The sequence below is a fragment of the Dyella sp. 2HG41-7 genome (assembly GCF_021390675.1).
Classification (GTDB): Bacteria; Pseudomonadota; Gammaproteobacteria; order Xanthomonadales; family Rhodanobacteraceae; genus Dyella_B.
The window spans coordinates 3469808-3483323 of sequence record NZ_JAJEJV010000004.1 but is presented as its reverse complement, the minus strand read 5'-3'; the positions used below and the strand labels follow the sequence as shown (position 1 = coordinate 3483323).

Sequence of the window (13516 nt, the reverse complement as noted above, 5' to 3'; positions counted from 1 at the left end):
CCATGGAAATCCGTCCGATTCTTTCGACGCTGCGCAGGCACAAGATCACGGCATGGTTGTTGATCATGCAGATCGCGCTGACCTGCGCCATTGTCTGCAACGCGATCTTTCTGATCGGCTTGCGTCTTCACCATATGCATATGCAAAGCGGCGTTGCCGAGCACGAGGTGCTGCAGGTGCAAGTGGCCGATGTGGCGAATACTGACAATAGGTACGTACGCGCGGCGGAAGACCTTGCCATCCTTCGGCAAATTCCCGGCGTGCAAGCGGTGGGCCAGACCAATCAGGTCCCGTTCGCCGGATCGTCTTCGAACGTCAATATTCGGCTCGACGCCAATCAACACGAACCCACGTTAAGGGCGGGCAGCTACTTCGGCGACAATATTACTCAGGCGTTGGGTAGTCGCCTGGTGGAAGGGCGCGATTTCACAGCGTCCGAATATATCGACGCGGACACCGCCATCAAAGCATTGAGCAGTGGCGATACCAGATCTTTGCCCGCCATTGCGATCATCACTCGGCCCCTCGCCGACCGTTTGTGGCCGGGGCAAGATCCGCTGGGCAAAACCATCTATCTGACCCAAAGTTTCGGCGCGCGCGTGATCGGCGTCGTGCAGGGTTTGGCGCGCGCCAACCCCTATAAGGACGAAACAGCGCAATATTCCATGGTGCTTCCTCTGCATATGGGTGTGGGGAAGGACCAGAGTTATGTGATACGCACTCATCCGCAGCAGCGCGCGGAAGTTCTCAAAGCAGCCGTGGCCGCTCTTAAGCGTGCCGATCCCGAGCGCGTTGTCATACGTCAACGCACGCTCGATGACATTCGGCGCGATTTTTTTCAGGATGACATCGCCATGGCGGGCATTCTGGTGTCGGTCTGCGTGGCGCTGCTGGTGGTGAATGCGCTCGGCATTATTGGTCTGGTGAGCTTCTGGGTAGCGCAACGTCGGCGCAGCATCGGTGTGCGCAGGGCTTTGGGCGCGACGCGCGCCCATATCCTGCATTACTTCCAGACAGAAAACTTTTTGCTGGCGACGATGGGTATTGGTCTGGGCATGATGCTGGCCTACGGCATCAATATTTATTTGATGCTGCATTACGAATTGCCACGCTTGCCGACGATGTATTTGCCCGTAGGCGCTGCGTTGCTTTGGCTGATCAGTCAGGCATCGGTGCTATGGCCGGCCTTGCGCGCGGCCGATGTGCCACCGATTGTCGCGACGCGGTCGGCGTAAGCGCGATATTCCATTGCATTCACAGGGAGTTGGTTATGCCGTTATTTGGAAGGGTTCGTTGGTGCGCGACGTGGTTGGTCGCCGCTGCCGTCATGGCTCCGCTGTATGCCGCGAACACGTCGCACGATGACGCGAACGCGCAAAACAAGCCGCAAACGATGACGCGAGCGGAAGTCACCGCGATCATCGCCAACAGCCGCCGTATCGTGACGCCCAACGGCGTCGACGAGATGGTGAAGGTGCCGATCAACGGCATCGATCAGTGGCTGTCGATCCGCGGCAAGGATCGTCGCAATCCCATCTTGCTGATGCTGCATGGCGGTCCGGCATCGCCCAGCATGCCGGACGATTACACCTATCAATCCTCATGGGAGGATTACTTCACCGTTGTGCAATGGGATCAACGCGGGGCAGGCAAGACGTACGCGGCCAATAGCGAACAGAACATGGCGCCGGGCATGACCATCGAAGGCATGACGGACGATGCAGCGCAGGTAGTGCAATATCTGCGAGAGCATTACCACAAGCAAAAAATCTTCGTGCTGGGACATTCGTGGGGCACGGTGCTGGGCACACGTCTGGCGCAACAGCATCCCGACTGGCTTTACGCCTATATCGGTGTGGGGCAGGTGGTGAATGTGCGCCGGAATGAGGAAATCGGCTACGGCTTTGCGCTGCGTGAGGCTCAAGCGAGCGGCAATGCGAAAGCGCTCGCGGAACTGAAAGGCATTGCGCCGTATCCCGGCACGGCGCCCTTGACGCTCGACCGCCTTGGCGTGCGCAGCAAGTGGGAAATGTTTTACGGCGGTCTGGCGTTTGGTCGGCAGAACTACAGTTTCGATTCCGATGCGGAGACGCTGTCGCCGGATTACAGCCAACAAGAACTGGATGCGATCGACAAAGGCAGCGCGTTCACCATCCATCATCTGATGGCGTCCGTTATCGACGTCGATTTCGACAACACGACGCATTTCAAGTGCCCCGTGATCCTGTTTGTGGGCGCGCATGACGAAACCACCTCGCACGAGCTCGCCGAACAATGGTTCGACAAGCTGCAGGCCCCGTCCAAACGACTGGTCATTTTCGCCGACGCCGCGCATATGGTGATGCAGGAGCAGCCGGGCCGTTTTCTGACGCATCTCGTGAACGACGCGCTGCCGCTGGCTCAGGCCGCTGGCGACGCCGCGCCGGCAGAGGTTTCACGTGACCGCTAACACGTTGTTACGTGTGTTTTTTTGGGTTCCATGACTCATCGCCGTATACGTAGGCCATTGGGCATGGCAACCTTTTGGGCGGGAGCGGCATCTATGCCCGCATGTGTAGGAAACGAATGCGTACCGTACTGATCATCGACGACAACCCTGCCGTAGGCGAGGCGCTCTCGCTGCTGCTGTCCTTGCACGACGTACGCCCGTTGGTGGCGCTGACGCCGCACGAGGGCTTGGCCATGCTGGGGCGCGAATCCGTCGATGTGGTCATTCAGGATATGAACTTCACGGCCGACACCACGTCAGGCGAAGAAGGCGTGACCCTGTTTCGCGATATCCGGCAAGCGCACGCCGATCTGCCTGTCATCTTGCTGACAGCGTGGACGCATCTGGAAACGGCCGTGGAATTGGTGAAGGCCGGCGCCGCCGACTACCTCGCCAAGCCGTGGGACGACTCCAAGCTGCTGGCGACGGTGGAGAACCTGCTGGAGCTGTCGGAATCCACGCGCGAGGTCAATCGCACGCGTCAGGAGCGCCGCAAGCGCCGCGACGCCTTGCAGCGCAAATACGAGCTGGATGGCTTGGTGTTCGCCTCCGAAGCGATGGCGCGCACCATCGATCTCGCCTGCCAGGTGGCGCGTTCGGATGTGCCGGTGTTGATCACCGGCCCCAACGGCTCGGGCAAGGAGCGCATCGCGGCGATCGTGCATGCCAATTCGTCGGTGAAGGACGGCCCATTTATCGCCGTGAACTGCGGCGCGTTGCCGGGCGAGCTGATCGAAGCGGAGCTGTTCGGCGCTGACGCCGGTGCGTATACGGGCGCGAACAAAGCGCGCGAAGGACGTTTCGAGCTTGCCGACGGCGGCACCTTATTCCTCGACGAGATCGGAAATCTGCCGTTGCCGGGACAGATGAAACTGCTGCGCGTGCTAGAAACCGGGCAGTTCGAACGACTTGGCTCCGGACGCACGCGCAAGGTGAAAGTGCGCGTGTTGAGCGCCACCAACGCCGATCTCAAAGGCATGATTCGCGCCGGTACGTTCCGCGAAGATCTTTATTACCGGCTCAACGTGATCGACGTGAACTTGCCGCCGCTGTCCGAGCGGATCGACGACATTCTGCCGCTGGCCGATTTCTTTCTGGCAGGCCGCGCAGAACTCAACGATGCCGCACGCGAGGCGCTGCTCACGTATCCGTGGCCGGGCAACGTGCGCGAGTTGAAGAACGCGATCGAACGCGCGGCGCTGTTGGCGGGTAGCGGTCCGATCACGCCCGAGCAGCTCAATCTGCCGCAACACGCGGGCGCGGCGGCGGTGCGCAATCTCGACGAGCCCAGTCGCGAAGTGGTGGAAACGGCCTTGCATCGCGCCGATGGCGTGGTAAGCCGCGCGGCTCAATCGCTGGGCTTGTCGCGCCAGGCGCTTTATCGGCGCATGGAACGCTACGGATTGATCTCGCAGGCGTGATTCGCGCCCGCATCGGATTGGACTTCGAAGCGAGCGCCCATGCGTGGCGCTCGCGGCGGCAACCGGAACAAGCTTCCGGCAGTGGTATGCATACGTCGCAACGTGTAGAACAACTGCATTCCACGGGGAGATCGTCCATGCCTCCACGCACGTACCAAAGCCGGGGTGCTTCATGCGCATAAGATCGCTGGAGGCTCGCCTGGCGATGTGGCTGGCGCTGGCGGCGCTCACCGGCGCGCTGGTCTATGTCGGCGTAACGCAATGGCCGCTGCCACAGGCGTTGTTGTGGTTCCACAATGAACTGAAGCTGCAACTGGCCACACCGACGCATACCGAAGCCATCGTGATCTGCGCAGCGGTGCTTGCGCCGCTTTGCTGGTGGTTCGCGCATATCGTGATGGACCCGGTGACGCGTCTGCTGCGTGCGTTGGAGGGTGCGGTAGCGAGTTATCGCGACGGGGATTTCAGTATTTCCATTGCGCTGGATCGTCGCGATGAATTGGGCGATCTCATCCATGTGCACAATGAGCTCGGTCAGACGCTGCGCGAACAACGGCAGAATCTCGCGCAACGCGAATTGCTGCTCGATACCGTGGTGCAGAACACGCCCGTGGCGCTAGTGTTGACGGATGGCAGTGGTCGGGTGGCGTACGCCAACATCGCGGCACGGCATTTGTTCAACGAAGGGCGCAGCCTCAACGGCCTGCATTTCGGCAGCTTGATCGCCGACGCGCCCGAAGCCCTGCGCAAGGCGACCGAAGGCACGGAAGACGCGCTTTTCAGCGTGGAAATGGACGGCAGCGAAGAAACCTTCCATCTCTCGCAACGCAGTTTTCGACTGCAGGGCAGGCCGCATCGTCTGCAGCTGTTCCGTCGTATGACGCGCGAATTGTCGCGGCAGGAAGTGGCAGCATGGAAGCGCGTGATTCGCGTGGTGAGTCATGAATTGAACAATTCGCTCGCGCCGATTTCTTCGCTTGCGCACTCCGGCGCCGAGTTAGCGCGGCGCGGCGACGTGCAACGTTTGCCCGGTGTTTTCGGCACGATCGGCGAGCGCGCTCGCCATCTGCACGGTTTTATCGACGGCTATGCGCGCTTTGCCAAATTGCCTGCGCCGCGTCCGATCCTGATCGAGTGGAAGCCGTTTCTGGACGGGCTGGCCTTGCATTGTCAATTCCAATTGGTCGGCAACGCGCCGACACAGCCGGGTTGGTTTGACACCGCGCAAATCGAACAAGTGCTGATCAATTTGATCAAAAACGCGCATGAATCGGGCAGCGCGCCCGAGGGCGTCACTTTGTCGCTTACCGTCGTCGGGCACGAACTGCGTGTGGAAGTGGCCGACCGCGGTCCGGGCATGAGCGAAACGGTGTTGTCCCAGGCACTCTTGCCGTTCTATTCCACCAAGCGTTCGGGCACTGGTTTGGGCTTGGCGCTGGCGCGCGAAATCAGCGAAGCCCACGGCGGTCGCATTGCGCTGGCCAATCGCGAGGATGGCGGCTTACGCGTAACGCTGATTTTACCGTTACTTTCTAGCACTACGTCATAACGTAACTGGGGTGTACAAAGAGCTGCCCTATACTCCGCCTGGTCAAAAGGAGGAGATGTCATGGGAAGTACGGAAGGTTTCGTTGCACTCGTTTTGGTGATCGTTGCGATCATCGTCGTAGCCAAGCTGGTACGTATCGTTCCGCAGGGTTACGAATGGACGGTCGAGCACTTCGGTCGTTATACGCGCACGCTCTCGCCCGGTTTGCATTTTCTAGTTCCGTTCGTCTACACCATCGGTCGCAAGATGAACATGATGGAACAGGTGCTGGATGTGCCCAGCCAAGATGTCATCACCAAGGACAACGCCGTCGTGCGCGTGGACGGCGTGGTGTTTTACCAAGTGTTGGATGCCGCCAAAGCGGCGTATGAAGTGGCGAATTTGGAGCAGGCGGCGCTCGCGCTGATCATGACCAATATCCGTACCGTGCTGGGATCGATGGATCTGGACGAGTCGCTAAGCCAGCGCGACGCGATCAACGCTAAGTTGCTCACTGTCGTGGACGAAGCCACGCATCCGTGGGGCGTAAAAGTCAATCGCATCGAGATCAAAGACATTGCGCCGCCGCGCGATCTGGTCGATTCCATGGCGCGCCAGATGAAAGCCGAGCGCGAAAAGCGCGCGCAGATTCTGGAAGCCGAAGGCATGCGTCAGTCGGCCATTCTGAAAGCGGACGGTGAAAAGCAATCCGCCATTCTTGCGGCCGACGGCAAAAAAGAAGCGGCGTTCCGCGAAGCCGAAGCGCGCATTCGTTTAGCCGAAGCCGAAGCGCAGGCGACGAAACTCGTCTCCGATGCGATCGCCAGCGGCGACGTCAATGCGCTCAATTATTTCGTCGCCAACAAATATGTGGAAGCGCTGAAGGAAATGGCCAATTCGCCTAATCAGAAGATGCTGATGTTGCCGATGGAAGCAACCGGCATTCTCGGGTCGCTGGCGGGCATCGCAGAATTGGCGAAAGAGTCGTTCGGGCAGCAGCAGGAAAAGATCGCGGCGCGCCGCACGCCGCCGTCCATCGGCTGAGTGCGGTTGGTGATATGACGGGCCGCCAGTCGGCCCGTCATGCATGTTTTGCTTCGAAACATTTTGGAGTCGATCATGTTTGCAAGCGTTGCTGCGCATTACCTCTGGTGGATCGTCGCGTTGGTGTTGATCGGCATTGAAGTCGCGATGCCTGGGTTTTTCATGTTGTGGATCGGCATCGGTGCAGCCGCGACGGGATTGCTGACCTTGTTCGTGCCCGGTCTTTCGCTACTCGCCCAGGCGATTGCCTTTGTGGTGTTGGCGTTCGTGTCGTGCGCGGTTTATGGGTACGTCCTTCGGCCGAGGTTTCAGCAAGGCCAGGTTGGCGATGGGCGGCTTAATCGGCGCGGCGAGCAGCTTATTGGCGGGCGCTATGTGCTGATCGAGGCGATCAGCAACGGTCGCGGCAAGGCGCGAGTAGGCGACGGACAGTGGCTTGTCAGCGGCCCCGATTTGCCGGTTGGCAGCACGGTGGAAGTGGTGTCAGTTGATGGCACGACGTTGAACGTGCGGCCCGTTTGATCGGGCCGCGTATCGGACTCGACAGCCTTTGCATACAAAAGTGGCGCGGTTCCGGTAAAAATGGAGCCATGTCCGCTGTCACGTATCCATCTTCGTTACCGCATGTCGCCGTCGCCCGACCAAGGGCGATTACGGCATGAACGTGCAATTCGCCACCACGGCGCTCAATACGCGCATGGCCTTTCTGGTCGAGCTTGCGACGCGCCTGCATAAGTACGGCGCGTCCTCGCCGCGCTTGGAAATGGCCATTACCAGTTCCGCGCACCGGATCGGTCTCAGCGCGGACGTGTGGTCCAGTCCTACGGCGATCATTATTTCCTTTGCAGACCTCGCACAGGGCGACGAGGGACGTTTGGCGCAGGTGACCCAGGTGGTGAGGCTGCTGCCCGGCGACGTCAATCTCGACAAGCTGTGTCGCGCGGACGAGATTGCTGATCGGGTGATCGCCGGTGAGCTGGATTTGCGCGAAGGCTTCCGTCTGCTGCGCGCACTGGAAATTCCCGATACGCCGCGTCAACAGGCAGGCGTGATTCTTAGCTACGGCTTGTCCGCGGCCGCCATCGACGCGCTGTTTCTGCATACCGCCTGGACGGATCTGCTGGTCGCCGCGTTTGTCGGCTTGATGATCGGCACCATCACTATTTTGTCGGCGACGCGCCCGCGCCTGCAGGTTGCCAGCGATGCGATCTGCGCGATGGTCGCCACGTTGACGGCGATTGTCGTGAGCGCGTTTGTGGTGCCGTTGGCGATCAAGTCCGTGGTGTTGGCGGGGCTGATTGTGCTGGTGCCGGGCATGTCGCTGACCACGGCCGTGCGCGAGATTTCCAGCCAGCATCTGGTTTCAGGCATGGCGCGCATGGGCGGCGCGATGTCGACGCTGCTCAAGCTCACCTTCGGCACGGTTGCGGCGACGCAGATTTGCGCCGTGCTCCATATCGAACCGCGCGATTTTGCGTTGCCGGCGTTGCCGGGATGGATCGATTATCCGGCGCTGCTTTTAGCCGCCATCGCCTTTGCCATCCTGTTTCGCGCGGCGCTACGCGATTGGCCGGTGGTGATTCTTGCGGTGATCGCGGGCTATCTCACCACACGTCTTGGCGGTGAGATTTCCTTGAGCATCTCCGGCGCTCCATTCGGCGTTTTCCTCGGTGGTTTGTTGCTGAGCGCGATGGCGAACCTTTACGCGCGCTATGCCGGTCGCCCCGGCGCGGTGATTCGCGAGCCGGGCATTTTGTTGCTGGTGCCGGGCAGCGTGGGGTTTCGCAGCGTTTCGTATCTGCTCGAACGCAATGCGACGCTCGGCTTCGATACTGGCATCTTGCTGGTGACCTTGCTGATATCGCTGGTCGCGGGGCTTATGTTCGGCGAATTGTTGATCGCTCCGCGTCGCTCGTTGTGAGGCCTCGCCAACAAAAAAAGCGCCGGCATTGACCGGCGCTTTTTAGGGCGTTCGCGACAATCAGATCGCGAGATCTTTTTCTTTCTTGCCGGCTTTCAGCGCATCGTTGAACCAGCGCGGACGCTTGCCGCGGCCGGACCAGGTCTGTTCCGGATCGGCGGGATTGCGGTATTTCGGGGCGACGGAGCCGGTGCCACGGCGCTTGCCGCGCACGACTGCGCCGGCGCCGAAAATATCTTCGAACGTGACGCCTTCGGCTTTCAGCAGGGCATGCACCTTTTCACGCACTTTGGTGATTTTTTCTTTTTGCAATTCGTTTTGACGCAATTGCGCTTTTTGAATCAGGTCATTGAGCTGGTTATGGTTGAGGCTCTTGATATCAATGGCCATGTGCGGCTCCGGTAAAAAGAAAATGAGCAGAACACTCCGAGCTATAGGATTATGAATAATATGCCCGGATAGATTTTTTATTCTCTCGCATCGAGGGATAAATTGCAAAAATGGCGGGCACTTAGATAATCGTTTTTGTACTACACCGCGATTTTCTTGGCGTGACGAGCGCGCATAAAAAAGGCCGCATAAAGCGGCCCTTTTTAAACCTTGGTGAGCGTATCAACCCAATATTTCAAAAAGCTCATCGCGCGTAATGGCGCTGCTTTCGGCGGCAGTGCGGGCGCGATATTCGAGAGTGCCGGCCGCTAGGCCGCGCTCGCTGACCACCACGCGGTGCGGAATGCCGATCAACTCCATATCGGCAAACATAGCGCCGGGGCGCAGGCCGCGATCGTCCCACACGGTTTCGATACCGCGCGCGACGAGTTCGTCGTAGAGCGACTCGGCTGCCGCATCGACGTCGGGCGAATTTTTCGGATTGATCACGCACACGGCGACACGCCACGGCGCCATCGCGTCGGGCCAGATAATGCCGGCGTCGTCGTGACGCTGTTCGATGGCGGCGGCCACGATGCGGCTGACGCCGATGCCGTAGCAGCCCATCAGCATCACTTGCTTCTTGCCCTGATCGTCGAGCACGGTGGCGTTGAGCGCCTCCGCATACTTTTTGCCGAGCTGGAAGATATGGCCGACTTCGATGCCGCGCGCAATCTGCAGCGTGCCGTGACCATCGGGCGAAGGATCGCCCGCCACGATCTGGCGAATATCTTCCACGCGCGTGATGCGCGCATCGCGTTCCCAGTTGGCGCCGGTGTAATGCGTGTCGTTGGCGTTGCCGCCGCAAATGAAATCGGCGAGTACGGCCGCGCTGCGGTCGACGATGACGGGAATCGACTCGGGCAGACCGACCGGACCGACGAAGCCGGGGCGTGCGCCGACAGCCGCGAGAATTTCTTCTTCCGTAGCGAGCACGGATTCGTCGGGCAGTTCGGGAAGCTTGCAAGCCTTTACTTCATTGATTTCATGATCGCCACGCAAACACAGCGCCACCAGACCTTCGTTGCCGCGTACGAAAATCGTTTTGACGATGCGATCGGCGCCGATGCCGAAATGCTTGGCGACATCCTCGACCGTACGCACGCGCGGCGTATCCACGCGCTGTAGCGATGCAGCGGGGGCAGGGCGCGTGGTGGCCGGCGCAAGCGCTTCGGCTTTTTCGATATTGGCGGCGTAATCGGAACCGTTGGAGAAGGCGATCAGATCTTCGCCCGAATCGGCCAGCACCTGGAATTCGTTGCTCGCGTTGCCGCCGATGGCGCCGGTGTCCGCCTGCACTGCACGGAATTTCAGGCCCAGGCGCGTAAAGATGCGCGAATACGCCTGATACATCACGTCATACGTTTCAGCCAGCGACTCCTGCGTGAGATGGAAGGAGTACGCATCCTTCATCAGGAATTCGCGCGCGCGCATGACGCCGAAGCGCGGACGAATCTCGTCGCGGAACTTGGTTTGAATCTGATAGAAGTTGACCGGCAGCTGCTTGTAGCTCTTCAGCTCGTTGCGCGCGAAATCGGTCACGACTTCTTCGTGCGTGGGGCCGTAGCAGAATTCCTGCTCTTTGCGGTCTTTGATCTTCAACAGCTGGCCGCCGAATTTTTCCCAGCGACCGGTTTCTTCCCACAGCTCGCGCGGCTGTACGGAAGGCATCAGCATTTCGATCGCGCCGGCGCGGTTCATTTCCTCGCGCACGATATGCTCCACCTTGCGCAGCACGCGCAGGCCCAGCGGCGACCAGGTGTAGAGGCCGGCGGCGAGCTTGCGGATCATGCCCGCGCGAATCATCAGCTGGTGGCTGGCGATTTCGGCGTCGGCGGGTACTTCCTTTACGGTGGCCAGGTGGAATTGGCTAAGGCGCATGAGTCGGGGGTCCGGCAGGTAAAACGATGATTATAGCCAGGCCCCCGCTGCTCCTTGGAGATGGAACGTTAGCCGTTATTGCGTCGCGCAGTACTGGCTGTATTGGGACTGGCTGGCGTTGAGCTGCTGTTTGCGTTGATCGGCGTTGAGCGCTTGTTGCTGACCGCCGGCGCCCTGCATCACCACCGGGCCGCTGCCCTGGAGGGTGGCGATATTCGTTTTCAACGACGTGCACAGTTTGGCGCGATTCTCCGGGGTGTCCGCCACCGGCGGAGCCGGGGTGCTGCTTGAAGAGGCGCTGCTGTCGGTGCTCGACGTGGTCGTGGACGCCGCATCCGAGTTCGACCCGGCGGGTGCGCTCGAGCCCGTGTTTACGCTGACCTGGCTGTACTTAGTGCCCTGCGCAGGCGGCGTTTCGGAGTAGTGCGTGGTGCCGTGCGCATCGGTCCACTTATAAACCTGGGCGCAGGCCAAGGGCGCGACCAACAGCAGCACCAGGGCAATGGAGGGTCGACGCATGGCAGGACTCCGGCAAAAGGTTGGAGGAACACGGCTAGGGGTGCTCAGATTCATTCTACGTAGGCGGCATGATGTCCAGAGAGCTCGCAGGGTGTGTTGCGTGGCGCAGGTCAGACTGGCCGTCTGTTCAAGCCGCGCGACACACCCTGCGAGCCCTCTGGACATCACCCTTCGGACCGGCTTGTCCGTTTGCATGCCTTCGGCTCATCGTCTTGACAGACAGCCAGTCTGCCTTCGCCGATGGTCCTGTGGCATGCAAACGGACAAGCCGGTGACGCCTGCGTAGAATGAATCTGAGCGCCCCTAGTTAACAACCGGGCCGGTCCGGACTCAAGCGGGGCGTGGGCCAAAGTGTCGATAACGTGCTTGCTCGCACGTTTGCGGCGGGTGTCTCCCGGCACCCTGCTACACTGGTGAGCATCCCGTCACGGATGGATTCATGAGCGAAACGACACCAGCCCGGGTGCCGCGGCATCGCGGTATTTATCTCCTGCCGAACCTGTTCACCACCGGCGCGATGTTCGCCGGTTTCTACGCCATCGTCGCGAGTATCGCCGGGCACTTCACGGATGCCGCCATCGCGGTGTTCGTGGCGGCGCTGCTGGACGGACTCGATGGCCGCATCGCGCGCCTCACGCATACGCAAAGCGAATTCGGCGTGCAGTACGACTCGTTGTCGGACCTGGTCAGCTTTGGCCTGGCGCCGTCGTTGGTGATGTACAACTGGTCGTTGTCGAGCCTGAAGGAATTCGGGCCGCTGTTGGGCAAGATCGGTTGGGCTTCGGCCTTTATCTATGCCGTTTGCGCTGCGCTGCGTTTGGCCCGCTTCAATACGCAGGTCGGCGTGGCGGACAAGCGCTATTTCCAGGGGCTGCCCAGTCCGGCGGCCGCGGCGGTGTGTATGTCGTTCGTGTGGAGCATGGAAAACTGGGGTTTCTCTGGCGACGAGCTCGACATGTTTATGCCGTTTATGTCGGTGATCGTCGGCTTGCTGATGGTGAGCCGCTTCCGCTACTACAGCTTCAAGTCCTTGCCGATGGCGGACAAGGTGCCGTTCTTGTGGATCCTTATCGCGGTGTTGATCTTGGTGCCGCTGTTTGTCGATCCGCCGCGCGTGCTGCTGGCGGTGTTTTCGCTTTATCTGTTGTCGGGGCCGGTTGTGACGCTGTGGGGATTGGCGACACGTCGCAAACGCCCGCGTCGTAGCGCGATATGAGCGCCGTCGTCGCCAGCCCCGTGCATCGCGCCCGCGTACTGCGCGCGCTGGGCGTGGTGCCGTGGCGCATGCGCGCGGTGGAAACGGTTGCGCCGATGGAACACGCAGCCGCTTCGCAGCCTCAGCAAGCGACGGCTGGCGCAAATGTCGTGGTGGTGGTGCCGCGTGGATGCGCAGTGCGCGAGCTGGATTTGCTGGGGCGTGCGCTGTCCGCCTTCGGACCGCAACTTGCGCGAGCGCCGCGCATCGAAGCACTGAACGATGAGCCCATGCAGGTGCCACATGCCGCGGCGTATCTGGTGTTCGGTCAGGCGCAAGCGCATGCCCTTGGGCGCGTGTTGTCGGCCGATGTGATGCGCAACGCCCATATCGTGCTGGCGGATGCGCCGTCCGACATCTTGGCCCAAGCCGCGTCTAAACGGCGGCTATGGCAGGCCTTGCGCGCCCTGCGTCGCGCATTGGCGATAGGGAAACAAGCCTGATGGTTGCGGTGGCGCGCCCCTCGCTTGAGATGCGCGCGATGCGGCGCGAAGATCTGTCGCGCGTCAGCGAGCTGGAAAGCGCTTCCTACGATTTTCCCTGGACCATGGGCATTTTTGGCGATTGCCTCAAAGCCGGGCATCCGTCTTGGGTGCTTTGCATGGACGGCCAGATCATCGGCTACGGCATCCTTTCCGTCGGTGCTGGCGAAGCGCACGTGCTCAATGTCTGCATCGATCCGGAACAGCGCGGCCGTGGTTTCGGTCGTCATTTGATGCGGCGCTTGCTGGACATCGCGCGGTGGAACGGCGCCGATCGCGTCTTTCTCGAAGTTCGGCCGTCCAATCCGAATGCGCAGGCGTTGTATACGTCGCTGGGCTTTCATGAGATCGGGCGGCGCCCGCGCTATTACCCGGCGCATCAAGGGCGCGAAGATGCGATCGTGATGGCGATGGATTTTCCGGTGTCGTGATGCGCTTTTACTCCCTCTCCCCTTCGGGGAGAGGGCTGGGGTGAGGGGTCAAGGCTTGCCTCAGATTTTATAAAGGCCGCGCTCAGATTTACCTATCGCGCAAGAGCAGCCCCTCAC

13 protein-coding genes are annotated in these 13516 nt (G+C 60.6%); 10 read left to right on the top strand and 3 right to left on the bottom strand.

Features of this window, described 5'->3' with window-relative positions; genetic code table 11:
* Window positions 1-2 precede the first annotated feature (2 nt).
* The 7 genes from L0U79_RS17205 to L0U79_RS17175 all read left to right on the top strand — a co-directional run bounded on the left by L0U79_RS17205 (window position 3) and on the right by L0U79_RS17175 (window position 8402).
* Window positions 3-1235, top strand: a complete 1233-nt coding sequence (locus L0U79_RS17205; protein WP_233843450.1) for an FtsX-like permease family protein — start codon at window positions 3-5, stop codon at window positions 1233-1235.
* Window positions 1236-1270: 35 nt separating this feature from the next.
* A complete protein-coding gene (locus L0U79_RS17200; protein ID WP_233843449.1) occupies window positions 1271-2449 on the top strand; it encodes an alpha/beta hydrolase in 1179 nt (392 codons plus the stop codon).
* A 116-nt stretch (window positions 2450-2565) separates the two neighbouring features.
* Window positions 2566-3909: a sigma-54 dependent transcriptional regulator gene (locus L0U79_RS17195; RefSeq protein ID WP_233843448.1), complete on the top strand. Its 1344-nt coding sequence runs from the start codon at window positions 2566-2568 to the stop codon at window positions 3907-3909.
* A gap of 172 nt (window positions 3910-4081) precedes the next feature.
* Window positions 4082-5458 (top strand): ATP-binding protein, encoded by a 1377-nt coding sequence (locus L0U79_RS17190; RefSeq protein WP_233843447.1) that lies wholly within the window; start codon window positions 4082-4084, stop codon window positions 5456-5458.
* Between the two features lie 60 nt (window positions 5459-5518).
* On the top strand, window positions 5519-6481 hold the full coding sequence (locus L0U79_RS17185) for an SPFH domain-containing protein (protein ID WP_233843446.1): 963 nt from the start codon (window positions 5519-5521) through the stop codon (window positions 6479-6481).
* A gap of 75 nt (window positions 6482-6556) precedes the next feature.
* The gene (locus L0U79_RS17180) at window positions 6557-7003 is read left to right on the top strand and encodes an NfeD family protein (protein WP_233843445.1); all 447 of its coding nucleotides are present in this window, start codon (window positions 6557-6559) and stop codon (window positions 7001-7003) included.
* A 136-nt stretch (window positions 7004-7139) separates the two neighbouring features.
* Window positions 7140-8402 (top strand): threonine/serine exporter family protein, encoded by a 1263-nt coding sequence (locus L0U79_RS17175; RefSeq protein ID WP_233843444.1) that lies wholly within the window; start codon window positions 7140-7142, stop codon window positions 8400-8402.
* 60 nt (window positions 8403-8462) lie between these two features.
* On the opposite strand, the gene L0U79_RS17170 is transcribed toward L0U79_RS17175, so the two are convergent.
* The 3 genes from L0U79_RS17170 to L0U79_RS17160 all read right to left on the bottom strand — a co-directional run bounded on the left by L0U79_RS17170 (window position 8463) and on the right by L0U79_RS17160 (window position 11231).
* Complete coding sequence (locus tag L0U79_RS17170) at window positions 8463-8792, bottom strand: H-NS histone family protein (RefSeq protein WP_233843443.1); 330 nt, start codon at window positions 8790-8792, stop codon at window positions 8463-8465.
* 222 nt (window positions 8793-9014) lie between these two features.
* Window positions 9015-10712 (bottom strand): proline--tRNA ligase, encoded by a 1698-nt coding sequence (locus tag L0U79_RS17165; protein WP_233843442.1) that lies wholly within the window; start codon window positions 10710-10712, stop codon window positions 9015-9017.
* Window positions 10713-10787: 75 nt separating this feature from the next.
* Complete coding sequence (locus L0U79_RS17160) at window positions 10788-11231, bottom strand: DUF4124 domain-containing protein (RefSeq protein ID WP_233843441.1); 444 nt, start codon at window positions 11229-11231, stop codon at window positions 10788-10790.
* A gap of 439 nt (window positions 11232-11670) precedes the next feature.
* Between L0U79_RS17160 and pssA the strand changes: the two genes are divergently transcribed.
* From pssA to rimI, 3 genes are read left to right on the top strand one after another with little or no spacing between them, the layout of a single operon-like run.
* Complete coding sequence (gene pssA, locus L0U79_RS17155) at window positions 11671-12447, top strand: CDP-diacylglycerol--serine O-phosphatidyltransferase (protein WP_233843440.1); 777 nt, start codon at window positions 11671-11673, stop codon at window positions 12445-12447.
* Window positions 12444-12929 carry a hypothetical protein gene (locus L0U79_RS17150; RefSeq protein WP_233843439.1) on the top strand — a complete coding sequence of 162 codons (486 nt, stop codon included), beginning with the start codon at window positions 12444-12446 and terminating at the stop codon, window positions 12927-12929. The genes pssA and L0U79_RS17150 overlap by 4 nt, the downstream gene beginning before the upstream one ends.
* The gene (rimI, locus tag L0U79_RS17145) at window positions 12929-13399 is read left to right on the top strand and encodes a ribosomal protein S18-alanine N-acetyltransferase (protein WP_233843438.1); all 471 of its coding nucleotides are present in this window, start codon (window positions 12929-12931) and stop codon (window positions 13397-13399) included. Before L0U79_RS17150 ends, rimI begins: the two co-directional genes overlap by 1 nt.
* Window positions 13400-13516 lie beyond the last annotated feature (117 nt).